Raw genomic sequence first — 24,312 nt, 5'->3', positions numbered from 1 at the left:
TTCAAGGCTATTTGTTGGGCCCAAGGCCCAAACCTCCAGTTTTCTACGGAACAGCAACTAAACGCAATAAGGAGTCAATAAAATCGTCGCTATTGATTCCTTCAGCTTCCGCTTCAAAGCTTAATAAAATGCGATGCCTTAATACATCATGGGCAATCACATGAATGTCATCTGGAGTAACATAATCTCTTCCACAAAGCCAGGCATGAGCTTTAGAGCAACGATCTAAAGCAATCGTAGCGCGTGGACTTGCACCAAAGCGCAACCAACGACCCAGCTCTTCGCTGTATACGCCAGGATTACGAGTTGCTACCACTAATTGTACTAGATAATTTTCTAATGCATCGCTTGTATGAACATTCAGTACTTGTTTACGTGCTTCAAACAATGTTTTTTGCGAGAGTTTTTCAGTGGTAACAGGTTTAGTGGCCATAACGGCACCTAAAGCTTCCTTGCGCGATAGGGCTAAAATATCATGCTCTATTTTGGCATCAGGATAACTAATTTTTACATACATCAAAAACCGATCCAGTTGTGCTTCAGGTAAGGGATAAGTTCCTTCCTGCTCAATTGGATTTTGTGTTGCCATGACTAGAAATAGTTCAGGCAGAGGATAGGTTTTGCCTCCTATAGTAACTTGGCGCTCAGCCATTGCCTCAAGGAGTGCAGATTGAACTTTTGCTGGAGCACGGTTAATTTCATCTGCCAAAAGCAAGTGATGGAATATAGGACCTGGTTGAAACACAAAAGAACCATTTTGTGGATGGTATACATCGGTACCGGTTAAATCTCCAGGCAATAAATCAGGTGTAAACTGAATGCGATGAAAATTTCCTTCAACCCCATCAGACAGTTCTTTAACTGCCCGTGTTTTTGCTAATCCTGGCGCTCCTTCAACTAATAAATGGCCATCTGCGAGTAAGGCAATAAGTAAACGTGAAATTAATCCATTCTGACCCAAAATTTGTGAATTTAAGTGATGACTTAACTGTAATAATTGGCGTTGTATCGCATTTCCAGTCATACTGTCTTCTACTTGCTCCATAATTTCTACCTTAATCTTAAATTACATCGAATAGAGTTAAATAAAAAAACTTATCCTAGCGTGAATTACATTCGCTGCCAAGTGCTGCAGAGGTAACCTAAGAATTGTAGATACTCACGACCACGTCCTCCTTGGCGGGTCACTGCGGCACATCCCAGACTACATTATTGTTGATAATCGGGATGGAGCTCCAAAGGCATCATCGTTTGCAGGTTTTGATAAAGAGAGAGAATCTCTTCACAAAAAACCTGGAATTGTTGTTGGTTCTCCCATAAATCATAATCTGCTCCCTTAAGGAAAACCTGTTCTTTTGCAAGTGTCTTTAATAAAACAAGCTCCTGGCGTGAAAATCCCAAATGACTATTTATTTCAACCAATTCCATAAGTTTTTTATGCTCTTTGATTGGGCGCTGTTCGTGTAAACAATACGCTTTTAATGTCAGTACAAAAGCTTGGTACATCAGTGAAGTAACAGGAGTTAATACTGCAAGTGGATCAGTTTGTCTAAATGTCCAATCATTGATTTGCTGCAATAAATAATCGGCAGCATAGGCATGTTGGGTGGCAATATTGAGCATTTCCAATGGGGATAAATAACGTTTGTCCATAAAGGAGTTTTCCTATTTGATTTGGGGGTCTTAGCTTTTACAACTGCGTTCGACAGCTTTTTCTGGGTTTAAAGTATGTTAAAATTGGCCTTCATTATATCTCTGAATTAAATTGATGCACGCTTTTATTAACAGTTCCTTGAAAATAGGCTCTTTGACTTTATCCAATCGATTAATCCAAGGCCCTTTAGCTGGTTATAGCTGTGCACCATTTAGAACCTTATTTAATCATTATCGAGCTCCCGCTTATTGTGTGACGGAGATGAGTTCAGCAACGGATATTCTTTTTAAACATACAACCAATTCACGTTATATTTATCGGGCACCACAGGAACAGATCCTCGCATATCAGATAGCAGGTACTGAGCCTGCTGTATTGGCGCAAGCCGGGCAACGATTACAACTTAATGGTGCGGATATTATCGACATCAATTGTGGTTGTCCAAAACCTAAAATTCGTAAAAAAGGTGCTGGAAGTGCTTTACTCGAAGACCCGGAGCACTTAATACGTATTGTCAAAGAAGTACGCACGGCGATTACTATCCCCTTAACTATAAAAATTCGCATTCAAGGCGATGCAAAGGATGTTCTGCTGGCAAAAAAAATTGAAGAAGCAGGAGCTGATGCGCTGATCGTACACGGTCGCCGTTGGATGGATGATTATGATGTAGCTTCTGACTTAAAACAAATTGCAAAAATAAAACAAAGTATTGCTATTCCGGTAATTGCTAATGGAGATATTAATAATATCCACAGTTTGCATAGGGCAATAGAGTTAAGCGATTGTGATGCTTATATGATATCACGTGCTGGCAGTGGCAAACCCTGGCTCTATCAAGAGTTATTAGAACAGCAGAGTATTTCGATAAGTTTAGCGGATAAGATTAGTCTTTTTATGACGCATTTACATGGATTGGCTGCATTGGAGGATGAGTATAAGGCCGTTTTACAAAGTAAGTCCTTAGTTCGTTATTATTTTGGCAAATTATTTGATGAATCAGCACTAAATCGTTTTTATTTATTAGATTCTTTGGAGATGATACATTGTTTTTTGCGATCGTTGTTTTAATGCGATTGTCATCGCGTTATTTAAGAAAGGTTAAATCAAATCACTATAATCTTGATTATAAATCATAAGATGCTCCAATCGCTGAGCTGCTTTTTGGGCTCCCTCCTGATTGCCATTTGCAAAACGAAGCTTGGCAAGATAATTTAAGTAAAGCTCAATATATTCTGGAGAAATAGGATACTGAAGACCGGTTTCCAAGACTTGTTGAGCCGGGTGCAGTTCATTTTGCTCTATTAAAAATCGAGCAAAAGTGAGTCGCGCTAAACAAAAATGAGGATCATTTTTTAAAGCCTTACGAAAATATGCTTTTGCTTTTTGAGCATCATCTCGCTCTAAACTTTGTAACAATGCCATTTGAAAATAAGGACGTGCAAAATAGGGGTTCATTGCAATGGCTTGTTTAATTGCAAATTCAGTTTTTTCTATCCAAGAATGACGCTCGCGATTCGATGTTGCATGTTGGATTAGTTGTAAATATGCGTCAATTTTAAGGCTTTGAATTTCAACAAAAGGAAATAGGTTCAGCGCGTGATTGCTTGCAGCAATTGCCTCATTGAATTGTTTTGCTTGAATTGCTGCTTCAGTATTCTCAATATAATGTTCGAGGATGAAAAAGCGAATAAAATAAGAGCTTATCAGGAATAGAAACACAATGATTCCACAACGCAGGATCCAAATATTTTTTAGTGAGAATGAATAAATTTTAACCCAGCCCTTTGTCCTCAGAAAATAATGCAGATAGCCCAAACAGCACCCCATGAGGAGATTCATAGGGAATACATAGAAATTAAAATCAATAAAGCTATGACATACTAAAGCCGCTAGTGCACTAAAGCAGGCTATGCCTTGGATATGTGTTACAGGGTTTTGATTCGGGTGGTTTAAGTAGCTTTTTAAATAGCTGAGCAGCGTCACTATAATTCCAAGCAGAATTACAATACCTGGTATTCCAGTTTCAACAAATAATTGTAAAAAGTCATTATGAGCGTATTCGAGATTAGAACCATCACCTGGTAAGCTAAAGGCAGGGTAGTACTGTTTAAAATTGAAAATACCTAAACCATACCATGGGGTTATCTTCCATAAGTGCCAAGCACCCTCCCAAATAATAAGACGTGATTTTTCATGGGCGAGTAAATCAAGACGATGATGTATGGCAGGTTGAGCAAAGAGGCACAAAGTGGCCAAAGCCAAAACTACAATTCCTGATAATTGGTAAATACTTTTGAGTTTTATCTCATGACGGCATAAAACGATTTCCAGGGCTGCAAAGAAAATAAAACACAAGATAACGCCACGGCTTAAAGCAGCCAATAAGGCTAAGGTAATTATATAGAGGCAGATTAGGGTGATGATTTTTGGTGATTTAAATTGATTTATTTCCCTGAGTCCAGCGTAATCTAGAGTAAAAAATTTACCTAGCAATAGGAGATCAATCATCATTAAAAAAGCAGCAGCGGTATTTTTGCTGGCAAAAAAACCGGTTGGCATCGCATTTCTAGCAAATAATTGAATCAGAGCATAAACCGCACAAACAAGACCTAGCACCCAGAGCAGCTTAAGTAAATTGTTCCATAACCAATCAGCAACAGAATCTCTATTAAATAAAATGAAGCCAAATATCCACATGGAGCACTGAAAAATACCAAAAAGGGCGGTGCGAGGAACCAGCCCTACTAATGGGGGGAGAATGATCCAAACGAGCCAAGCTCCCAGTAAAAGAGTTAATTTAGAAATTGACTTTAGGGACCAAAAATAACCAATAGAACCAAGAATGGTGGTAATTATGACACCATAACTAATCAGTAGAATGGAATAGTCACTTGTTCCCTTAAATAGAAAAGAGGCGATCATTAACAAAAAAAACAGGAGTCCCACCGATTTATGAACATTGTTCTTATCACTCAAAAAATTCAGTGGCATCCTGTATTTCATCGAACATCACACATCATGAAGAGTTAACATCCAGAAACCCATTTCCCTTTGATAAAAGGACCATCCAAAGAGAAATCATGCTGGGTTACAGTTGTTGCCGGATTACTGTTTCCGCCAGGAGGTAGAAGAAACATGTGTAAATAATGTTGCCACATCCAACCGCCCATTACACTAAACTGTCCCATACTTGCCGACCATTGATAACTTGCACCTAATCTTGCTTCTAGTTCGGGTACAAGACGAGTTTGTTTTGCCTGAGCATTAAAAGGAAAAGCGATACCGCTTAGGTTTGCTCCAGATAGGCTGGCTTTGCCCTGCCCAGTTAACAGGGCCATGGCACTTTGGGCAAATAATGAGAAACCGTAGTTCATATCACGAGACATATCTATACCAACTCGCGGGCCTGCACCTTGGAATTTAGTGTATGCGACGGATCTTTGTATAATATGTGGTGCAGGATCAGAAGGGAGTTTTTCAAACTCATAGTCAGAACGTTTGATTTGGGTGTTGACATATTGTCCCCCGGCATAAAAACGAATGGTTTTCTTTTTACCGAAATGACTGGTTTGTGCAAACTCTAAATTAACGGCATCAAATTTCGTATCGAATTTTAAATCGGTGAAGGTAGTAACTGGATTAAAGACATCTCCAGAAAAGTATGAAAAGTGATCCGAATTATCAGGATTAAAATGCAGCCAATTAACATTAAGATCATTTCCTGTATTAAAATGGTAACTTCCTTCAAGTAAAAACCCCCAGTCCCATGACGAATCAACGGTATGTGATGCATTGCTGATTGGATTGATAATTGGATTAAGTAATGCTGAATTGGTGTTTGGTTGTAAATATAAAGCGCTAATACCTAAATCCCAAGCATTACATGGACAAGGGACGGTTACATTATCAGGGCTGCATACAGGCCCCATAGTGCCAGCTTGGGCTATTCCAACACTTAGCGTACAAAGTATCAAAGTGGCTATGTTCTTCATAAATTGATTCATCATCCTTGTTATTTTTATTCATTATTCAATAAGTGAAGTGATTAATCAATTGGGATGAATCAACTAGCCAATCAAGCTTCTACCCCCATCCACTTTGAGGATTTGTCCGGTAATGTAGGGGTTTTCGGCCAAGGCTAAAATTGCTTGGGCAATATATTCGGGATTACCATGTTTTTTTAGAGGAGTTTTCGCAATAATTTGTTCTTGTGTTTCTAGAGTTAAGGTATTGGAATGCTCAGGCCAAATAATGGCCCCTGGCGCAACGGCATTGACTCTGATTTCAGGAGCAAATTCGCGTGCCAAGCTTTTTGTTTGCATTTCCAAAGCGGCTTTACTTTGGCAATAGACAGAGTAGTCTTTCAATGGTTTTTCTGCATGGGTGTCGCTTATATTAATGATGGCTCCAGATTGCTTTGCCAACAAAGGACGTGCTGCGAGACTCAATAAAAAAGGCGCTTTAACATGAATGTCAAAAAGAGCCTGCCAATCTGTTTCAGAAAATACAGTAAATTCGGTGCGGATGAACACAGAAGCATTATTAACTAATAAATCCAAACGCCCGGCCCAATCTTGAACGGTAATCATCATTTCTTCTGCTGCGCATGGTTCCGTTAATTCTCTTTGTAAAACAAAGGCACTATAGGCGCGTTGCTCATTTAACTCTGCGGCAAGGACATGAGCCTCTGACAATGATTGATGGCAATGAATTACTACTTTATATCCTGCGGTATGGAGTTTTCTGACTACCGCGGCACCGATACGACGTGCTCCACCCGTGACTAAAGCAACTTTCGCTTCTTGTTTGTTTGTCGGATTCAATGTATGTTCCTATTCTCGATTATTCTGGGCGAAGCGAAGCTTCCGAACTTTTGCCTACGTCCCGCGGCTTGTCTGCGGGAGCCAAAGACCTTATTATCGCAGGATCCCACGGACAAGCCGCGGGACGTAGAGTCAAGATGCATTGCTTCGGTTTTACCCAGCTAAATTTTTTAAAGTATAACAATGAGTATAATACAAACCTTACACGCGCTACTGACCGAACGCCAGGCTATTCCCTTTGTAGAATTCATGCAATATGCATTGTACGCTCCTGGAGAAGGATATTATAGTTCAGGGTTGCAAAAATTAGGGAAGCATGGTGATTTCATTACAGCCCCTGAATTGACTCCCTTATTTGGTAAAACGCTAGCGAATCAGTGCCAGCAAGTGTTAATGACACTTGAGTCGCCAAGAATATTCGAATTTGGTGCAGGTTCTGGCGCTCTTTGTGTTGCTGTATTAGAGCATTTAGCGGAGCAGAACGCGTTGCCAGATGCCTATTATATTTTGGAGGTCAGCGCTAATTTACAACATCGTCAAAGGGAACTTGTCGGCCAAAAAATTCCTCATCTCGCTCATTTAGTTACCTGGCTTGAGCAGTGGCCAGAAGTTCCTTTTAATGGGGTGGTTTTGGCAAACGAAGTTCTAGATGCTATGCCGGTTCATCGATTTATGAAAACGGAACAGGGCATTATGGAAAGCTATATTGCTTTGAATGAACAGCAACAATTAATAGAATTATTTAAGCCCTGTCATAATCAACGTTTGCTGGATTACATTGATAAGCGATTATCGCTGCAAAATACTCCTTATCTTTCGGAGGTGAATCTTTTTATCGATGATTGGGTCTTAAGCAATTATCAGATGTTAAAACAAGGCGTGGTGTTTTTGATTGATTACGGATTTCCTCGCCACGAGTATTATCATCCTGATCGTAATCAGGGCACTTTAATGTGTCATTATCAACATCATAGTCATCCAGATCCGTTGTTGCATCCTGGAGAGCAAGACATTACCGCGCATGTGGATTTTACACATGTTGCAGAGGCGGGACAACAAGCTGGTTTTCATATCGCAGGTTTTACCAATCAAGCCTCTTTTTTGCTGGCCAACGGTTTGCTAAGCTTAATTAATACTTTGGATGATGAGGTAGAACAAGTAAGAGCAAAACAAGCGATAAAGCAACTTACTCTTCCCAGTGAAATGGGAGAGTTATTTAAAGTGATCGCTTTAAGTAAAAATGTGGAAATTTCCTTAAACGGATTTCTATTAAATGATAAACGAGTGAGTTTATGAACATAAAAAGATACCTGACAACCGTGGAATTACAAAAAGAGTCCATGAAATTTTCTGCTGGTCATACGACCATTTTTTCTGCCACAGAAAGAGAACCATTACATGGCCATATGTATGGGGTTTATTTGGCACTCACGACTTGGGTTGAAGAAAATGGGATGACTTTTGACTATCGCTATTATAAAGAACGCATCCACAAATTATGTCGTTATTTAAATCAAACTTTTCTGATGCCGCAATTTTCTCCCTTTCTGGAGTATGCTGAGGATGATGAATATTATTACTTTACTTTTAATCATAAGAAAATTCCCTTTCTTAAAGAAGATGTGACTTTATTACCAGTAACTAATATTACGGTAGAGGAGTTATCGCGTTGGTTTGTGCAAGAACTGATTAAAGATAAAGCAGAGTTGGATCGACATCGTATTGAGAAGGTTGTGGTCAAGGTTTTTTCAGCTCCAGGACAATCCGCCAATCATCAATGGCAAAGAGCGCATGAATAAAAGCGAGCATGACCATTCTGTCAAAAGCGCTTTTTCATCACTGTCTACTGATGCATCTTTGGAAGTGATGGAGCGCCATGATATTGGAGTGCCTATGACGCAATACACTGCGCTAAATGGGAATGCTATTTATCAAGTCTGCATTCCCCATACCCATCGAGATTGTTTTGATTATATTGCGGAGGAACTTACTCCCTGCGTTGGCGCGCGAGTATGGGTTCCTTTTCGCAAACAAATACGTTTAGGTTTAGTAGTCGGTAAAAATGAACCCTCGTACGATGTTGCCTCGTTAAAAAGCATCAGCACAATTATTGATGACCAACCATTACTTGATGAAGCTACCTTAACGTTGTGTGCTTGGATCGCCAATTATTATCAGTCGCCTTTGTCTGAAGTATTGCCACTTGCGCTACCTAAAAAATATCGATTAGGACAGGCAAGCCAATTACCTAGGGGTGATTTTTATCAATTGGCATTGCCTCTGGAAGAAGCTAAAAAACTTATTCCGGCTCGTGCCCGTAAACAACTGGAGCTGGTTGAGTTCTTGAGTACTCAAAAAGACCCCGTTCCCAAAAATTGTTTGACCCAAAAAGGATTTAATTCCACCCAGCTCTGTAGCTTGCTTGCTGCGCAGGTTCTTTCTTTATCTCAGCAAATTATACTGCCAGAAAAAACAGATGTTTCTCCATCTCCTCCATTAATACTTAATCCTGAACAAGCTGCAGCTGTAACGGCAATTACTGCAGCGTTGTATCAATATCAGTGTTTTTTATTACAAGGAGTTACAGGAAGTGGTAAAACTGAAGTTTATTTACATGTTATTGCCCAAGTGCTTGAGCAACAAAAACAAGTGTTAATTTTGGTACCCGAGATCGGATTAACCCCGCAATTAGTGACGCGTTTTACCTCGCGTTTTAAACAAGCTGTTGCTGTGATTCACTCCGACTTGAACGAATCAGAAAGACAAGTTGCTTGGCAATTAGCCAAAGAAGGCAAGGCCAAAATAGTGATAGGAACTCGAGCGGCAATTTTTACACCGATGCCTGATTTAGGATTAATTGTCATCGATGAAGAGCATGATGCATCATTAAAGCAAATTGAGGGAGTGCGCTATTCTGCCCGAGATACTGCATTAATGCGGGCTCATTTAACGAATATACCTATTATTTTGGGATCAGCGACTCCTAGTTTGGAAAGCATGTACAATGTAATGCAACAAAAATACACCTTACTACGCTTGACTCATAAAGCACGTTCGACAACCCCGTTACATTATCAACTGATTGATCTGCGCTCACAAACACTCCAACATGGTTTGGCAACTCCAACCTTACATGTCATTAAAGAGCATTTACTTAAACAAAACCAGGTATTGGTATTTATTAATCGCCGAGGTTTTTCTCCTGTTCTGTTATGTCACCAATGTGGCTGGATGGTTGATTGTCGTGCGTGTGACAGTCATCTGACTCTACATAAACAGTTAGGAAAAATGATTTGTCATCATTGTGGATTAACCCAAAAAACTCCGGATTGTTGCCGTAATTGCCATAGTATGGAATTAATTCCGGTTGGCGCGGGTACGCAACGTATCCATGAGTTTTTAAGCGCATATTTTCCAAAAACAGAGGTAGTGCGTATCGATCGTGATGCAGTTCGAAAAAAAAATTCTTTGGATGAGCATCTAGACAACATCCATAATGGCAAGGCACAGTTAATTGTAGGTACCCAAATGTTAGCAAAAGGTCATCATTTTCCACGTCTTTCTTTAGTTGTAGTGGTCGATGCTGATGCGGGACTTTATAATCAAGATTTTCGGGCTCTGGAACATTTAGGGCAATTGTTAATGCAAGTTTCGGGACGGGCAGGTCGCGAGGAGCAAGCCGGTCAAGTTTTGATTCAAACGCACTTACCCAATCACCCACTACTTAATTTGCTGATTCAACAAGGATATGATCCATTTGCAGATGCATTATTAGCTACACGCCAACAAGCACAAATGCCCCCTTTTCATTATTTGGCTGTAATTAGAGCTCAGGGGAAAGTAGCTGCAAGCGTCTTAAAATTTTTGCATGCAGCTAAAGAGCAAATTTTAGCATCTTCCATTACCGTAATGGGACCAGCACCTGCTCCTATGCCTCGCAAAGCTAATCAATATCGTATGCAATTATTACTTAAGTCTTCTTCCAGAAAAGTCCTAAAAAACACTTTAACGCAATTGCGCGAATGGTTAACAGGTAATAAATTAGGTAATGGTGTGCGTTGGAATGTGGATGTGGATCCTATGGATTTATCATGATGGAGATAGAATGACCGACTTGAACCTTGAAGTACATAGAAAAGTTTTTTCCATAGCTTGGGGCGATATGGATGCACTAGGCCATGTAAATAACGCCCGCTATTTTGATTATTTTCAAGAGGCACGCATTGAATGGTTAAGACAGCTGAATATCAGTATGACTGAAAAAACAGGTCCGGTAGTGATTCACGTCGCATGTACTTTTTTAAAGCCGGTAATTTATCCTGCGACAGTAACGTTGTGTTCTAAAATCCACAGTCTTGGAAACTCAAGTATGGTGATGGAGCATGAGTTGTATCAGGATGAAGTCATAATGGCGCAAGGCAGCTGCAAAATTGTTTGGGTAGATTATACGAAAAATAAATCCATATCATTACCGGATGAAATCCGTAAACTTTTTGAAACCAAGTAGGGTGAGGAAAGAGACGCCACTATTAAGGTAATATTTTTTGTCATTCCCGCGCAGGCGGGAATCTATTCTATAGTAATGCCGTGTCGTTCTAGAAATGCATTTAAACCGCAATAGGCGCTTTGATAGCAGGATGAGATTGATAGTTTACGAACTCGAAATCATCATAAACATATTCAAATAACGAGTGCGGTTTGCGTTTGATATTTAAGGTGGGTAATGGCAACGGGTCCCTGGATAATTGAGTGCGTGCCTGTTCTAAATGATTAAGATATAAATGGCAATCACCACCAGTCCATATAAAATCACCTACATTAAGATTGCATTGCTGAGCAACCATGTGAGTGAGCAATGAATAAGAAGCAATATTAAACGGTACTCCCAAAAATACATCAGCAGAGCGTTGATACAACTGGCACGAAAGAGTTTTATTCGCTACATAAAATTGGAATAGAGCATGACAAGGCATTAAAGCCATTTGATCCAGTTCTCCAACGTTCCATGCACTAACTAACAAGCGGCGTGAATCAGGATTGGTTTTTATTTGCTGGATGACATCACTGAGTTGATCAATAGTGCGTCCATCAGGTGTTGGCCAATTTCGCCATTGTTTGCCGTAAATAGGTCCCAACTCACCATTACTATCAGCCCATTCGTCCCAAATAGTAACCCCGTTTTCATTTAAATAAGAGATGTTCGTATCCCCTTTTAAAAACCAGAGCAACTCATGCACAATACTGCGCATATGTAATTTTTTGGTAGTGACTAAAGGAAACCCCTGGCGCAAATCAAATCGCATTTGATAACCAAAAACCGATAAAGTTCCTGTGCCGGTGCGGTCGGTTTTTTGGTTGCCGTGCTGCAAAATATGTTCTAACAAGTTTAAATAAGTTTTCATCGTTTAATCCACCATAACCAAAATCCCAGTAATAACATGGGAATAGATAAAATTTGTCCCATAGTCAACCATCCGAAGGCAAGATAGCCGAGTTGCGGATCAGGTTGTCGGAAAAACTCAGCAATGATACGACAAATCGCGTATCCTATTAAAAAAATGGCTGAAACTCGGCCCACAGGGCGAGGCTTACGCGCATAAATCCAAACAAGCAGGAACAAGCCAATTCCTTCCAAACCAAATTCATACAACTCTGAAGGATGGCGAGGTTGATTATCAACATGGGTATAAATCATCCCCCAAGGCATGTCAGTAACCCGACCCCATAATTCACCGTTAATGAAGTTACCAATTCGTCCTGCGCCTAAACCGATGGGGACCAGCGGAGCGATAAAATCACCGATTTCCAGGAAGGATTTGCCGCTTTTGCGAGAAAAGAGCCAGAGGGCAATCGCAACACCCAGCAAGCCACCATGAAAAGACATGCCTCCTTGCCAGATTTTAAATAATGCCAAAGGATCATGCACCAATTCCGCGAAATTATAAAAAAGCATATAGCCGATGCGCCCGCCAATTATGACACCAAGGGCTGCGTAAAAGATCACATCACTGATTTGTTCCGAGGTCCAATCCAGTTTATAGTGCTTCGCTCGCCAGTGAGCAAGTAGCCAGCCACTCACAAAGCCAATCAAATACATTAATCCGTACCAATGCACTTGTAACGGGCCTATTGAAAATGCTACAGGATTTATATAAGGAAAAGTGAACATATTATTTAAGTTCCTTTTTTATCTACATGCACATAAGAATGAATCCATGCGTACAGTGCTAATACACTTGACCCCGCGGAAAAGCTTTGGGATGAAGATAGTGATTGTTTAATCAGGTTTTTGTTCATAAAGATTTTCCGGCCCTGATGAGGCCACCCAATCCTTCGTCTTCTAAGGCTTTTTGTAAATGAAAACGTATTTGGGCAGGGTGTTCAAATTCCAGTACTTCGGCAAGAATCTTACGGGCATTTGCAATGGCGAAATTACGAATAACCCATTTTACTCGCGGTAAACTGGAGGAGTTCATACTTAAAGTATCAAAGCCCATGGCGATTAACAAAATAACTGATAAAGGATCGCTGGCCATTTCGCCACAGATACTGACCTCTACCCCTGCTGCATGACCTCCTTCAACAACCTTCAGCAAAACACGGAGCATGGCTGGGTGCATCGAGTCGTAAAGGCCAGCCACTCGAGCATTATTTCTATCTACGGCCAGAAAATATTGCGTCAAGTCATTACTACCCACGGAGATAAAATCAACCCTTTTGGCAATCTCGCGTGCTAAATAGGCGGCTGCAGGGACTTCGATCATGACACCTAACTTGGGTTTTTCAATGACACACCCTTCTTCTAATAATTCAGTAAATGCTTGATCAATAAGATAAGAGGCTTCTTCAACCTCACTTAAATTAGTGACCATAGGTAACATGATCCGCAAATTATTCAACTCTTCACTTGCACGCATCATCGCACGAATTTGCATCAAAAAGACATCAGGATGATCCAGGGTGACCCGAATTCCTCGCCATCCTAAATAGGGGTTATCTTCTGCTACAGGAAAGTAGGGAAGTACTTTATCACCACCAATATCCAGAGTCCGCATGGTCACGGGACGTGGGGCAAAAGCTTTCAGGGTTTGTCGATAAATAATCGTTTGTTCGTCTTCTGAAGGGAAATGATCGCGGCTCATAAACGGGACTTCTGAACGATATAGACCCACTCCTTCGGCGCCGACACTCATCGATAAACCCGCATCCATTGCTAAACCCGTATTTACTTGCAAGGATACTTTATAATTATCAATTGTTTCTGCAGGTTTATCTCGTAAACTCACCAAACTTTGAGTTAATGCCTGCTCTTCTTGCTCGAGTAGTTTGAATTCTGCAAGTACTGATTTCGAGGGTGATATATAAACCTGCCCATAATATCCATCAACAACAATAGCACGACGAGAAATCAAATCTAATTTTAACCCACGGACACCCATAACGGTGGGAATGCCCAGCGCGCGGGCTAAAATAGCAACATGAGAGTTATTAGAACCCTTAGCCGATATTACCCCCGCCAGATATCCTTCTGGAACTTCTGCTAAGGCCGCGGCGGTTACTTCTTCACCTACTAGGACCGTTCGTTTGGGATAAACAATTTCTTCCTGTTGCGACCATTGTAATGCGGCTAAAACCCGTCGTCCTAAATCACGAAAATCACTCGCTCGTTCACGAAGATATGAGTCTTCCATACTTTCAAATTGGGCGATGTGCTTTTTAATTACTGTCGCTAAGGCAGCCTGGGCGCCAATTTTTTCTTTACGAATTACATGTTCTACTTCAATGCCCAAGCTGTCTTTCTCGAGAATGCGTAGGTACACATCAAACAGGGCATGCTCATCTTCTGCAACAACGGATTTCATACGCCTGCTTAAACGATGCATGTCGTCTCTAGTGGATTCCAGGGCCTCATAAAAGGCATTAATTTCCTCATCCAAAGTCTCGACAGGATTTTGTGGAACTGCATCAATATCTGCCTGCGGGTATACAACCACAGCGGTTCCTATCCCGATCCCTGGCACGGAACCAATTCCTGCCAGGGCTGCAGAGCTTAAGTCAACTTTTTTAGTAACGCCCAGAGGCTTAGGTTGGGTTAACTCAGCCAATTCGCCTGTTGCTTCGGCATGAGCAATAATTCCCCCCAGTTGGGCCGCTAAGGTAATTAAAAAGGATTCTTCCGTATCATCGAAGTAACGTTGTTCTGTTTGTTGAACAATGAGCACACCATAGAGCTTTCTATGTTGAATAATAGGTACACCTAAAAAAGCCTTGAGGTGTTCTTCGCCCAATAAAGGATTATGATAAAAATCAGGATGAGCGGGGGCATCTTCTAAATTAATGGGTTCTTCACGTCGTCCGACAAGACCTACAAGACCACTATCAAATGCAATACGAACTCGGGATTGAGCTTGTTTGTTTAAACCTTCGGTTGCAATAAGCACGTATTCGGCGTGTTTGGTATCGATGAGGTAAACGGAAGCGGCCTCTACATTGATGGCTTTATTAATTTGTTGCACCAGAATCCCAAGAGCTTCAGAGAGCTGCTTGGCTGCAGTGACTTCTTGAACTATCCGTTTAAGTACTTTGAGCATCTATGCCTATGATTACCTCTTTTGTAAATGGTCACCCCGTAACAAGAATCAGCTGTATTTGGCAGATCTTGATCGTCGCTGCGAAAAAACTCACATATCAATTCTCTAATGGCTCTGTAGAAATTGCTTAACATAGTGCCAGTAATCTATGCTTCTTTTTCGAAGCGATTTTCATTCAACCTGTGCTCAAATTCAACCGTTCACCAAGATTTTTTTATCCCACCTAACCTATGATCTCTTTTTTCGTTTCATGCCAAATGGTGTACGACGATTCTTTTTCAATAAAGGTTCTAGCTCTTTTAACGCTTGCATGTACACTTGGCGTTTAAAAAAGATAACCTGTCCTTCTGGCTCATGAAAATCAACCCAACGCCAGCTGTCAAATTCTGGTGAATCACTGAGATCCAGTTTGACTTTTTGCTCACTGGCAACGAGCTTTAACAAATACCATTTCTGTTTTTGCCCTATCACTAAAGGCTCACTGCCATGACGTAGATATTGCTTGGGAAGTCTGTACTTAAGCCAACGTTTGGTAGAACCAATGACTTCAACATCTTCCTTATCCAAACCTACTTCTTCATGCAATTCCCGAAACATCGCTTCTAATGATGTTTCTCCTGCGGCCAAGCCACCTTGCGGAAATTGCCAAGCATCATGACCAGTCCTCCTACCCCAAAAAACCCTATTCTGTGCGTTGACAAGGATAATACCTACATTCAACCGATAACCGGCACGATCAATCACCATGATGTCACTGTTTAGATTAAACCGCTAATAGCTCGATTTTTCCATAAACTGCAAGAGCTTGGCAATTAAATATGTAATTATTATTGAAAAAAGGTCAGTACTCAATAAAATCCAGCTTATTTCTCTTCTTACACATCACATTCGTGGCTTGGGTGTAGCAACGCGAAATCCGGGGATTCATCGAGTACAGAATACCCATGTTCCGGTATTTCGGACTTGCAGCTAGGTTACATGATCTGACATTCAATAGAAGTAATTACACTATTCTAAATCATTTAGTTATATAATGAGGACAAATACCCCAGTTTACACTCATATGAAAAAAAGAATCTTAATTATTAATACGGGCGGCACGATTAGCAGTATTAAAACAAAAAATGGTTATGAGCCTGCCCCGGGTTATGTGGAAGCTGCATTGCAACAAATTCCTTTGCTGATGCATCAAGACATGCCTGAGTATTCGATAAAAGAATACCATCCCTTACTTGATTCATCTAATATGACAGTGCATGACTGGAATCGAATCGCTCGAGATATTGCCGATGATTATGGGAATTTTGATGGTTTTGTAGTATTCCACGGAACGGATACAATGGCCTATACGGCATCGGCGTTATCTTTTATGTTGGAAAATTTAGGTAAACCCGTAATTATTACAGGGTCCCAGATTCCTTTATCGGAAGTACGTAATGATGCAATAGATAATGTGGTTACTTCATTATGGCTTTGTGCCAATCAACCCATCCCCGAAGTATGCATTTACTTTAATCAGCATTTACTACGTGGGAATCGAACACAAAAAATTAGCTCCCAGGGATTTAAGGCATTCGATTCGCCGAATTATCCACATTTGGCAGCTATTGGAATAGACATTAAAGTACATAAGAACCTTTTGCTCAAACGACCGCAGCAGTCATTTCATTTACAAACGATTGAACCTCAATTTATTGCCAACTTCAGATTATTCCCAGGGTTTGCTTCCGACGTTTTAGCCTACATTTTAAATCAGCCCTTATGCGGTTTGATTTTGGAGACCTATGGTGCGGGTAATGCTCAAAATAACGATCCTCGTTTTTTAAAACTGCTTAAAGAAGCTTGTGCACGTGGGGTGATCATTATTAACTGTACCCAATGCCAACAAGGTGGCGTCGAAATGAGTCAATATGCTACAGGACATTCTTTAAAAGAAGCCGGCCTAATTAGCGGGCATAATATGACTCCTGAGGCTGCACATTGCAAGTTATTGTATTTGCTTAGTAAACGATTAGAAATTGAAGAAATAAAGAAGTTGATGGAAACAGATCTTTGTGGTGAATTGACTTCATAGTCTGAATATTTGTAGCCTAGGTGCTGCAAGCAGGACCTAGGCATGTATGGAACTGTAAGCAGCTTATCTTAGTGTCCAAAAATTTAAAGTGTTAACGCTGATTTCTCTACATCCTTTTCTTTTTTATCTAATGCTCTGGCTTCAATTTCCTCAAACGCATTATCCATAGCATTTTTTAATCTTCCTCGGCTGGGTTTTATGGTGGGTGCCTTGACTCTCGCAACAGCAATCAAAGTTACTTGCACAGGTATCGAGTCAATAGGTTTTGATTCTTCACAAATTTCGGCATTTTCTCTATGAATAGCCTGTATGGCTTCAATAACAAATGTCTTCCGTAACTCTTTATAATCGGGTTTATCTGGATCCAAACCTTCTAGTTTTTTCTTACAGTTGAGAATATTTTTCATCAGACATTCTTCTTTTTTGCTTCTAATTTCTATTGCTGTAGCGTTACTAATGGTATTGGCAACTTTTTCATATATTTTAACAAGCATACCCTCCTCTGGAGGACAAATAATATGTTCGCCCAAGTAATAAGCTGCATGAGCACAAAGTAGATTAAACGGATCATCATCATCAGCGACATCGATAAAAGTAAACAATTTTTTATCACTTTTCTCACTTGTCTCACTTTTCTCACCAAGATAACGATAGAATCGGTCCAGGCTTGAATTAAGCGCACTTAAAGTGTCATTCAAACCACCTCTGTTCCACGATTTTAGGGCGCGTAATTTCTCTATGGCACCGTCTGTTTTGCTGATGAGGTCCTGCAAGTTTACTAAATTTTGTTTATCTGTATCTGCTGGTTCAAAGTCTGCAACTAATTTTTGCAGAGTACGAGTTACATTTCTTTGTTGCTCAGAATTTTTGGTATCTCGAAACCATCCATATATCATCCCATTATCACCAGCAATCGAATCTTCAATAGATTTATTCAACACTCGGTCTATAAGTGCTTGGGCTGTTCTAACAAATATGGTCATCGCTCTACTCCTTGAACTGTAATTTAGTTATCATACCTCTTTAATTTAAATATTGAGGCAGATTGCTTCATTGCGTAGCTGTCATTGTGTTTAACCTAGGAACTCATAACTACATGAACTTACAAATTATTATCTTAGCTGCAGGACAAGGTAAACGAATGTATTCCAGTACCCCTAAAGTACTTCACCAAATTGCTGGGAAGCCTATGTTGACTCGGGTAGTAGAAACCGCACAACAACTAAATCCTGATGTAATTCATGTTATATACGGTCATGGTGGTGAACAACTTAAGAACTCACTCCCTGACTTACCTGTGCATTGGGTATACCAAGCAGAACAATTAGGTACTGGGCACGCAGTAATGCAAGCCTTACCTTTTATTCCGCCACAAACACAAGTTCTTGTTTTATCTGCTGATGTACCGCTTATTCAAGCCAATACGTTGCGTGCTTTAATCGAATGCAGTAATACAGCAAATACCTATAAATCCATTTTGGCACTTTTGGTTGCTCATCTCGAAGATCCTAGCGGTCTTGGACGTATTATTAGAGACAACCAAGGTGAAGTTTCCATCATTGTAGAAGAAAAAGATGCAAATGAGCAAGAAAAGAATATAAAAGAAATTTATTCAGGTATTTGTTGTGCAATGTCTGACGATCTAGCTAAGTGGTTGCCCAGACTGAACAATGATAATGCTCAATCTGAATACTATCTAACAGAAATTATTGCTTTAGCTGTTGCCAGTCAAACCCCAATTAAAACACTGAGTGTAAAAGATAGCGCAGAAATCCAAGGGGTAAATAACCGTTTGCAACTCCAACAATTAGAGCGAATATGGCAAGTAAAGCATGCTGAACAATTGCTACAACAAGGTGTTACCCTAGCTGATGCAAACCGCTTTGATCTACGTGGTGAATTAACCTGTGGTAAAGATGTATTCATTGACATCAATTGTGTGATTGAAGGCAAGGTAGTTATTGGAGATGGTTGTTCTATTGGACCTAATTGTGTCCTCACTAATGTAAGTTTAGGTGCAGGTTGTCAAATTTATGCCAACAGTGTTTTAGAAGGCTGTGATATAGCAAATGATTGTGCTATTGGACCTTTCGCTCGTTTAAGATCTGGTACTCAATTAGCAGCAAACTGCAAAATAGGTAACTTTGTTGAAACTAAAAAAGCTGTATTTGCGGAAGGCTCCAAAGCAAGCCATTTAAGTTATTTAGGGGACGTGAGTTTAGGGAAAAAAGTTAATGTAGGGGCGGGTACAATTACTTGCAACTACGATGGAGTTAATAAACACAAAACCATTATTGAAGATGGAGTCTTTATTGGCTCAGATACTCAGTTGGTTGCTCCAGTGACCATAGGTGCAAATGCAACGATAGGCGCAGGTAGTACCATCCGAAAGAATGTTCCTCCCGATGAGTTGACGCTAACTGAATCAAAGCAAAAAACAGTTTATGGCTGGAAAAGGCCTGTGAAAAAGGAATGATCGCCAATCTTTTCATAAACCGTTTTTTGTAGCCCGGGTGAAGCGCAGCGGAACCCGGGTTGTATGTTAGGTGTTCCTGGGTTCTGTTGAGCCATTACCCGGTCTACATTAATCCCATCAGTCATACTGCAGAGTCAACGCTTTATTTTTCTCCATGTGCTTACAAAACCATAGAATAAAAGGTAGGAAAATTAGGGTCATTAATAATTTGTATTGCCAAACATTAACTACCAAATTAATCACTTGATCATAAGGATAAATGCCTCCGAATAATAAGCTGTAGTCGATTAAGCATAATAAAGAATTCGAACAAAAGTTAGCAATCAAGATCCGTAAGGGGCGATGCAAATTCCACTTGCAGTATTTTAAATAGTGGAGTAACAAGGCATTGCTTATAAAAGCAACAAACAACGCTACCGAAGCCGTTGGTAGTCTTTTTAGCATGATATAATTGTAAAAAGGGTTCAAATTAAAGAAGGTTGGGGATGGCAAAGCAACGAATCCTATAAGCAAAGCATCAAATGTAAATTGAGTTGCAATGAGGATTAGACATAATTTTAGATTAACACGATAGCCCCAAAGTTCACCCAGAATGGTACTAATCATTAACGTAATGGGGAAAAATAAAGAACTGGCTGATAGAACCATCGATTTATTGATAATCGTTACGATTCTATATTCACAAGCTAGACAAATTAGCATGATGACGATCGCAACACAAATAAAGTAATGATATAAGGGTAATCCTTCTCTGCCATGTTCTGGATTGAAAGACGAATGCTGGTATTTGAGCAAAAAGGTTAGATAAAACACGCCTATAAGAAGCAATATGAGTGAAGTAATCATCATGGAGTCAATAAAAATATGTTTGAAACTATGAAGATGGACTCCTGAAAATAAGAGAAAAAAATCGAGTCCAAAAAAACTAACGCCACCTAATATTGCAAGGAGCATACATTGTTTTGGTGAAGGCAAAATTTTACTCGACTTAGGATAAAACAATAGATGTGGTAGGTAGAAGCTAAGTGCAAATGAAATGGTCGTTGCAAAGAATTTTTTAGGAATGTCTTCAAAAATAATTTGATAAACGGGATTATCGTGCATGTATTCGGCTGCGGGTAAATGGATGAGTACATAAACTCCAATACAAAATACATATAAAGTCATTAACGAAATATTTAGCAAATGTCTTTGTTCTTTTATCGTACAATTTCTTAATGCCAATAAATATAAACCGGCAATTAATGGGGTAATTAAGCAGTTCACAGAGAACATTAGTCCCTCTATGAGAACGATTTTAAACGATACATTGATGAGTAGAATAAGAGAGGTAATAACACTTACTGTCAGGAGCAAGAAACAGCGTGAACGCTGTGAAGGCAAGGATTGATTCATATGTTTAGGATTTCCATAACTTTGCCTTGGTTTCTACTGACAATTGCTTTTTAATAAACTAATTCGCGCGTAAATATAACACCATTGTATTTAATATGGCAAGTAGTTGCGCAATTCAACTTGGCGAACATCTGGTTTTCGGGTGACGAGCAGCAAAACACTGATTCGCTTTGCTACCTCCAGGCTACACGCTTAAATTGATGCCAGTGAGTAAACGTCTATTATTTTTTAAAGAAAAAAGGCATAAATCAAAATATTAGCAAGCGTGAGCGGAGCTCCTATCTTTATAAACTCTAAAAAATCAAAACCTCTAACCCCACGTTTTTCGCAATTTTGAATAATAATAATGTTACTCGCCGCCCCCAAAATGGATAGATTGCCAGCAATGGTACTTCCTGCGGCTAAAGCTAATAAACTGGTATCAGAAACTGAATGTTGCAAGAGAAGTGGTAAATATAAAGCCACCATTGGTACATTAGATATAAATTGACTAAGTATAATGCTGATTATCAAAATAACAGGAACTTGGGTAATCGAAAGATGAAAATGATTGATGTTGGTTTGAAAAAAACCACTATCCCAGACACTTTGCATTAATACAAAAATACTCGCAAAAAAAGCCAAAGTACCCCAGTCCAGGCGTTTGATGAGTTTTTTTCGAAGAGTGCTCAATAAAATCGGCAAAGATGAGACCAGGGCTAGGTGGCTGAAATTTAAGTGGATGGAGGATGGGAAGCAATCAAACATGATTTTAAGGATTATTAATAAAAATAAAGTGATTAAGCTTAGTTTGACCAGCATGACTGTATGAGGGTCACTTATTGGTGCAGGAATCGGTTTCTCAATGGATTCATTTAAGATTTTTCCATAAAAAAAGCAGATGAAGAGATAAGTCACTCCAAGATTTATCACTGTGGGTAGCGCTAGAAATTTTATAAATTGAAAAAAAGGTGAGGGCATCTCACTTTTTACTGCAATTAATAAATTTTGTGGATTGCCAATAGGACTCAGCGCACTGCCTATGGTAATAGAAAATGCCAATCCAAAAAGCAAGGGCTTGATTAGCTTTTTATGGGATCGGCACAATTGGAGAATAATGGGGGTTCCTATGATTGCAATGGTATCATTCATCAACAAGGATGAGCTTAAGCCAAGAACAAATAGAATAATGAATAACGCGTGTTTGCCAGTATGAGCATGATAAAACAATTTATCGGTTAATTGCTCTAGATAGCCACTGTCTTCTGCTGCTTGTGCGATGAGAAAAACACCCAACAAATAAAACATCACGTCCGGTTCAATTGCTGCAATGGCTTGGAGGGGGGAGATTTGGTTTAATAATAATGCAGCAGTAGCGCCTCCAGTTGTAATAAGCCAGATTGGAATAAAGACAGGAGTCACTCGGCGAATAGCAATTCCAAGCAAGGTGATCGAAAGAATCCAAATCGCTAAAGGCATTCTTTCGATCCCTTAATTCATTAATTGTAAATAATCGATGAAGGAAATTCCTCTTGAGACGGTGAAGAACGATCTTCTTTTTGTGGAGCATGATGGTTTATTGCACTTGATCGTTGTTTCTTAGAAAATAAACTATTTGCAGTCACTACGGTTCCAGTTTTTGAGGGAATTAGCTGCTTGGCGTCAGGCACTGATGGTGTCCTAGGTGTTTTTAATTCCTGGGCTGAAGGTACAACTTGGGTTTTAGGCTCTTGAGGAAGCTCAATAATCCTGTTCGATTCATGTAAGCCTGTGCTGCGAGTTCCTTTAGCCAAAATGACCTCATAAGATACATTATTGCGTTCAATCCATAATCTTAGGGCAGTTACAAAATCCCAAAAATCCTCTTTTTTACTCAAAGATAACAGGAATTCAGACAATTTTATAGGTAAACCAAAACGGTAATTTAATACGACTGGAAGTGTATATTTAACCGTAGAAGCGATTGCTGTTGGTGCTGTAGTTAATGATTTAACCGGTTTTGCGGATTCCACGATTTCTAAGATATAGAGTAAATCACTACGTATGTCAGGCCAAAACTCTTTGATCACGGGATCATTGACTGCATTTTTGGGGCCGTGGAACATGCTGGGTAGGAGATACTTTGTCGTTTTCTTAAAAAAACCAGGCGGCACAGGTTTAACTTGCTCTAAATCACTTTCAAGTACCTTAGTTAGGAATTTGAAAACCGTTGATAAAGGAATAAAGGGTTTAGCACCTGGAGGTGGTTTAAAATCAATAGGTATTCGCTGCATTAATCCTGCAAACACGACGTCAATGGCGAATCGTTTGGTGCGATCATAAATCACTAAAGGGTCAATAGGGATTGTATCTTTTGCTGAGCGGACTAATGGTAAAGTCATATGCGATGCAATATCAATATGGGCTAAGAGTAATAAATGGCGCAATGTCCTGAGGTATAGATATGGCGGCATACCTACAGTAGACTCAAGTGCATAATCCATTAAGGCTGAGGTTCCTGTATAAGATAACCCTAATGACAGAATGGATTCAGATTTCATCGCCTTATGTCGTTCACAGCGCTCTGGTGTTGCCATCCGTGTGATGTATTCACCATAAAAATAGATACCTAATATCCATGCAACTTGCTCCCCATAAGGAACAAATTTACTAATTGCCAGAAGTACTAGATCATTAAGAGCTAATGCTAAGGGTTCGCGAATGGAACCTTTAAATTTTCGCTTGTAATTGCAATCTTCTTCTTTTTCGCCGCAGAGTGTTGGCGGCTGTGGATTAAGTTTTCCTTTATGCTCGTTAAAAGCGGATGAACCAAATGCATCAAGGGTTAAAGTATGTACGACCAGTTTAGATGCTTGTCTATAAGTAAATCCCCATACTGCATAATTCATTAACGTTAAGGTAGGTACAACCATGTAAGTTGCCAACACTCCTGTGGGGTCTTCTGGGCGCAAATAATTATCAATGGTATTACTGGCATAATGTGCCCCGACAACCGGCAGGATATCTTGAACGAGTATATTTCCTCCTCCTTTGACGATTTTCATCACCGGGGGAGTGACTACTTCAGGAATTGTCTCGCGTAAAGCTAAGACTTGTTCGGCTACATAAAAGGCAGTATTTGCAGCATAACCTACGGTTTGCTTTATGGCGTTATTCCAAACCCATGTTGCCCCATCACCAAGCGACTTGGTTCCATCAACTACTGAAGTCCACCAGTTCATAGTATTGCTCTCCCTGCAACAACGAAATTTTATTGTATGAGTAAAATTTCAGAAATGCCAGTCTTTTTCGCATGAAGTGCAGGAACATTACATCTTGCT

Annotated in this window: 20 protein-coding genes; 7 read left to right on the top strand and 13 right to left on the bottom strand. The window is 39.9% G+C overall.

Going from position 1 to position 24,312, the window contains the following annotated elements; genetic code table 11:
- Positions 1 to 43: 43 nt before the first annotated feature.
- Both ACWTEW_RS09400 and ACWTEW_RS09395 read right to left on the bottom strand, forming a co-directional pair.
- Positions 44 to 1,045, bottom strand: coding sequence for an AAA family ATPase (locus ACWTEW_RS09400; protein WP_454781424.1), 1,002 nt, complete (start codon positions 1,043 to 1,045; stop codon positions 44 to 46).
- A 164-nt stretch (positions 1,046 to 1,209) separates the two neighbouring features.
- Positions 1,210 to 1,653, bottom strand: coding sequence for a hypothetical protein (locus ACWTEW_RS09395; RefSeq protein ID WP_454781423.1), 444 nt, complete (start codon positions 1,651 to 1,653; stop codon positions 1,210 to 1,212).
- A gap of 115 nt (positions 1,654 to 1,768) precedes the next feature.
- On the opposite strand from ACWTEW_RS09395, the gene ACWTEW_RS09390 reads away from it, so the two are divergent.
- A complete protein-coding gene (locus ACWTEW_RS09390; RefSeq protein WP_454781422.1) occupies positions 1,769 to 2,722 on the top strand; it encodes a tRNA dihydrouridine synthase in 954 nt (317 codons plus the stop codon).
- A 30-nt stretch (positions 2,723 to 2,752) separates the two neighbouring features.
- On the opposite strand, the gene ACWTEW_RS09385 is transcribed toward ACWTEW_RS09390, so the two are convergent.
- The 3 genes from ACWTEW_RS09385 to ACWTEW_RS09375 all read right to left on the bottom strand — a co-directional run bounded on the left by ACWTEW_RS09385 (position 2,753) and on the right by ACWTEW_RS09375 (position 6,477).
- The gene (locus ACWTEW_RS09385; protein ID WP_454781421.1) at positions 2,753 to 4,645 is read right to left on the bottom strand and encodes an O-antigen ligase family protein; all 1,893 of its coding nucleotides are present in this window, start codon (positions 4,643 to 4,645) and stop codon (positions 2,753 to 2,755) included.
- A gap of 35 nt (positions 4,646 to 4,680) precedes the next feature.
- Positions 4,681 to 5,646 (bottom strand): Lpg1974 family pore-forming outer membrane protein, encoded by a 966-nt coding sequence (locus tag ACWTEW_RS09380; RefSeq protein WP_454781420.1) that lies wholly within the window; start codon positions 5,644 to 5,646, stop codon positions 4,681 to 4,683.
- 75 nt (positions 5,647 to 5,721) lie between these two features.
- A complete protein-coding gene (locus ACWTEW_RS09375; protein ID WP_454781419.1) occupies positions 5,722 to 6,477 on the bottom strand; it encodes a pteridine reductase in 756 nt (251 codons plus the stop codon).
- A gap of 183 nt (positions 6,478 to 6,660) precedes the next feature.
- Between ACWTEW_RS09375 and ACWTEW_RS09370 the strand changes: the two genes are divergently transcribed.
- The 4 genes from ACWTEW_RS09370 to ACWTEW_RS09355 all read left to right on the top strand — a co-directional run bounded on the left by ACWTEW_RS09370 (position 6,661) and on the right by ACWTEW_RS09355 (position 10,984).
- Positions 6,661 to 7,773, top strand: a complete 1,113-nt coding sequence (locus tag ACWTEW_RS09370; protein WP_454781418.1) for a class I SAM-dependent methyltransferase — start codon at positions 6,661 to 6,663, stop codon at positions 7,771 to 7,773.
- The gene (locus tag ACWTEW_RS09365) at positions 7,770 to 8,276 is read left to right on the top strand and encodes a 6-pyruvoyl trahydropterin synthase family protein (protein ID WP_454781417.1); all 507 of its coding nucleotides are present in this window, start codon (positions 7,770 to 7,772) and stop codon (positions 8,274 to 8,276) included. The genes ACWTEW_RS09370 and ACWTEW_RS09365 overlap by 4 nt, the downstream gene beginning before the upstream one ends.
- 94 nt (positions 8,277 to 8,370) lie before the next feature.
- On the top strand, positions 8,371 to 10,572 hold the full coding sequence (locus tag ACWTEW_RS09360) for a primosomal protein N' (RefSeq protein ID WP_454781705.1): 2,202 nt from the start codon (positions 8,371 to 8,373) through the stop codon (positions 10,570 to 10,572).
- 10 nt (positions 10,573 to 10,582) lie between these two features.
- A complete protein-coding gene (locus tag ACWTEW_RS09355) occupies positions 10,583 to 10,984 on the top strand; it encodes an acyl-CoA thioesterase (protein WP_454781416.1) in 402 nt (133 codons plus the stop codon).
- 100 nt (positions 10,985 to 11,084) lie between these two features.
- On the opposite strand, the gene thyA is transcribed toward ACWTEW_RS09355, so the two are convergent.
- From thyA to ACWTEW_RS09335, 4 genes are all read right to left on the bottom strand, one after another.
- Positions 11,085 to 11,879 (bottom strand): thymidylate synthase, encoded by a 795-nt coding sequence (gene thyA / locus ACWTEW_RS09350; protein WP_454781415.1) that lies wholly within the window; start codon positions 11,877 to 11,879, stop codon positions 11,085 to 11,087.
- Positions 11,876 to 12,646 carry a prolipoprotein diacylglyceryl transferase gene (gene lgt, locus ACWTEW_RS09345; protein WP_454781414.1) on the bottom strand — a complete coding sequence of 257 codons (771 nt, stop codon included), beginning with the start codon at positions 12,644 to 12,646 and terminating at the stop codon, positions 11,876 to 11,878. Before lgt ends, thyA begins: the two co-directional genes overlap by 4 nt.
- Before the next feature lie 124 nt (positions 12,647 to 12,770).
- A complete protein-coding gene (gene ptsP / locus ACWTEW_RS09340; RefSeq protein WP_454781413.1) occupies positions 12,771 to 15,068 on the bottom strand; it encodes a phosphoenolpyruvate--protein phosphotransferase in 2,298 nt (765 codons plus the stop codon).
- A gap of 228 nt (positions 15,069 to 15,296) precedes the next feature.
- A complete protein-coding gene (locus tag ACWTEW_RS09335) occupies positions 15,297 to 15,815 on the bottom strand; it encodes an RNA pyrophosphohydrolase (protein ID WP_454781412.1) in 519 nt (172 codons plus the stop codon).
- Positions 15,816 to 16,131: 316 nt separating this feature from the next.
- On the opposite strand from ACWTEW_RS09335, the gene ansA reads away from it, so the two are divergent.
- Positions 16,132 to 17,142, top strand: a complete 1,011-nt coding sequence (gene ansA, locus ACWTEW_RS09330; RefSeq protein ID WP_454781411.1) for an asparaginase — start codon at positions 16,132 to 16,134, stop codon at positions 17,140 to 17,142.
- Between the two features lie 83 nt (positions 17,143 to 17,225).
- Here ansA and ACWTEW_RS09325 read toward each other — a convergent pair whose 3' ends face one another.
- Positions 17,226 to 18,125: a hypothetical protein gene (locus ACWTEW_RS09325; RefSeq protein WP_454781410.1), complete on the bottom strand. Its 900-nt coding sequence runs from the start codon at positions 18,123 to 18,125 to the stop codon at positions 17,226 to 17,228.
- A gap of 113 nt (positions 18,126 to 18,238) precedes the next feature.
- On the opposite strand from ACWTEW_RS09325, the gene glmU reads away from it, so the two are divergent.
- Positions 18,239 to 19,618 (top strand): bifunctional UDP-N-acetylglucosamine diphosphorylase/glucosamine-1-phosphate N-acetyltransferase GlmU, encoded by a 1,380-nt coding sequence (gene glmU / locus ACWTEW_RS09320; RefSeq protein ID WP_454781409.1) that lies wholly within the window; start codon positions 18,239 to 18,241, stop codon positions 19,616 to 19,618.
- A 117-nt stretch (positions 19,619 to 19,735) separates the two neighbouring features.
- Here glmU and ACWTEW_RS09315 read toward each other — a convergent pair whose 3' ends face one another.
- From ACWTEW_RS09315 to ACWTEW_RS09305, 3 genes are all read right to left on the bottom strand, one after another.
- Positions 19,736 to 21,013: a VUT family protein gene (locus tag ACWTEW_RS09315; RefSeq protein ID WP_454781408.1), complete on the bottom strand. Its 1,278-nt coding sequence runs from the start codon at positions 21,011 to 21,013 to the stop codon at positions 19,736 to 19,738.
- 228 nt (positions 21,014 to 21,241) lie between these two features.
- Complete coding sequence (locus ACWTEW_RS09310) at positions 21,242 to 22,471, bottom strand: SLC13 family permease (RefSeq protein ID WP_454781407.1); 1,230 nt, start codon at positions 22,469 to 22,471, stop codon at positions 21,242 to 21,244.
- A gap of 20 nt (positions 22,472 to 22,491) precedes the next feature.
- The gene (locus ACWTEW_RS09305) at positions 22,492 to 24,213 is read right to left on the bottom strand and encodes a hypothetical protein (RefSeq protein ID WP_454781406.1); all 1,722 of its coding nucleotides are present in this window, start codon (positions 24,211 to 24,213) and stop codon (positions 22,492 to 22,494) included.
- Between the last annotated feature and the right edge of the window lie 99 nt (positions 24,214 to 24,312).

It is taken from the genome of Legionella stuttgartensis (genome assembly GCF_977063405.2).
Note: the sequence above shows the minus strand (reverse complement) of the source record. Positions and strands in the feature narration are given on the sequence as shown.

Excerpts from the sequence above, each read along its gene's own strand:
- ACWTEW_RS09360 (WP_454781705.1), top strand. The coding sequence starts at position 8,371 with ATGACGCAATACACTGCGCTAAATGGGAATGCTATTTATCAAGTCTGC.
- ACWTEW_RS09365 (WP_454781417.1), top strand. The coding sequence starts at position 7,770 with ATGAACATAAAAAGATACCTGACAACCGTGGAATTACAAAAAGAGTCC.
- lgt (WP_454781414.1), bottom strand. The coding sequence starts at position 12,646 with ATGTTCACTTTTCCTTATATAAATCCTGTAGCATTTTCAATAGGCCCG.
- ptsP (WP_454781413.1), bottom strand. The coding sequence starts at position 15,068 with ATGCTCAAAGTACTTAAACGGATAGTTCAAGAAGTCACTGCAGCCAAG.
- ansA (WP_454781411.1), top strand. The coding sequence starts at position 16,132 with ATGAAAAAAAGAATCTTAATTATTAATACGGGCGGCACGATTAGCAGT.
- ACWTEW_RS09315 (WP_454781408.1), bottom strand. The coding sequence starts at position 21,013 with ATGAATCAATCCTTGCCTTCACAGCGTTCACGCTGTTTCTTGCTCCTG.
- ACWTEW_RS09385 (WP_454781421.1), bottom strand. The coding sequence starts at position 4,645 with ATGCCACTGAATTTTTTGAGTGATAAGAACAATGTTCATAAATCGGTG.
- glmU (WP_454781409.1), top strand. The coding sequence starts at position 18,239 with ATGAACTTACAAATTATTATCTTAGCTGCAGGACAAGGTAAACGAATG.
- ACWTEW_RS09400 (WP_454781424.1), bottom strand. The coding sequence starts at position 1,045 with ATGGAGCAAGTAGAAGACAGTATGACTGGAAATGCGATACAACGCCAA.
- ACWTEW_RS09305 (WP_454781406.1), bottom strand. The coding sequence starts at position 24,213 with ATGAACTGGTGGACTTCAGTAGTTGATGGAACCAAGTCGCTTGGTGAT.
- thyA (WP_454781415.1), bottom strand. The coding sequence starts at position 11,879 with ATGAAAACTTATTTAAACTTGTTAGAACATATTTTGCAGCACGGCAAC.
- ACWTEW_RS09325 (WP_454781410.1), bottom strand. The coding sequence starts at position 18,125 with ATGACCATATTTGTTAGAACAGCCCAAGCACTTATAGACCGAGTGTTG.
- ACWTEW_RS09310 (WP_454781407.1), bottom strand. The coding sequence starts at position 22,471 with ATGCCTTTAGCGATTTGGATTCTTTCGATCACCTTGCTTGGAATTGCT.
- ACWTEW_RS09395 (WP_454781423.1), bottom strand. The coding sequence starts at position 1,653 with ATGGACAAACGTTATTTATCCCCATTGGAAATGCTCAATATTGCCACC.
- ACWTEW_RS09335 (WP_454781412.1), bottom strand. The coding sequence starts at position 15,815 with ATGGTGATTGATCGTGCCGGTTATCGGTTGAATGTAGGTATTATCCTT.
- ACWTEW_RS09380 (WP_454781420.1), bottom strand. The coding sequence starts at position 5,646 with ATGAAGAACATAGCCACTTTGATACTTTGTACGCTAAGTGTTGGAATA.
- ACWTEW_RS09355 (WP_454781416.1), top strand. The coding sequence starts at position 10,583 with ATGACCGACTTGAACCTTGAAGTACATAGAAAAGTTTTTTCCATAGCT.
- ACWTEW_RS09370 (WP_454781418.1), top strand. The coding sequence starts at position 6,661 with ATGAGTATAATACAAACCTTACACGCGCTACTGACCGAACGCCAGGCT.
- ACWTEW_RS09390 (WP_454781422.1), top strand. The coding sequence starts at position 1,769 with ATGCACGCTTTTATTAACAGTTCCTTGAAAATAGGCTCTTTGACTTTA.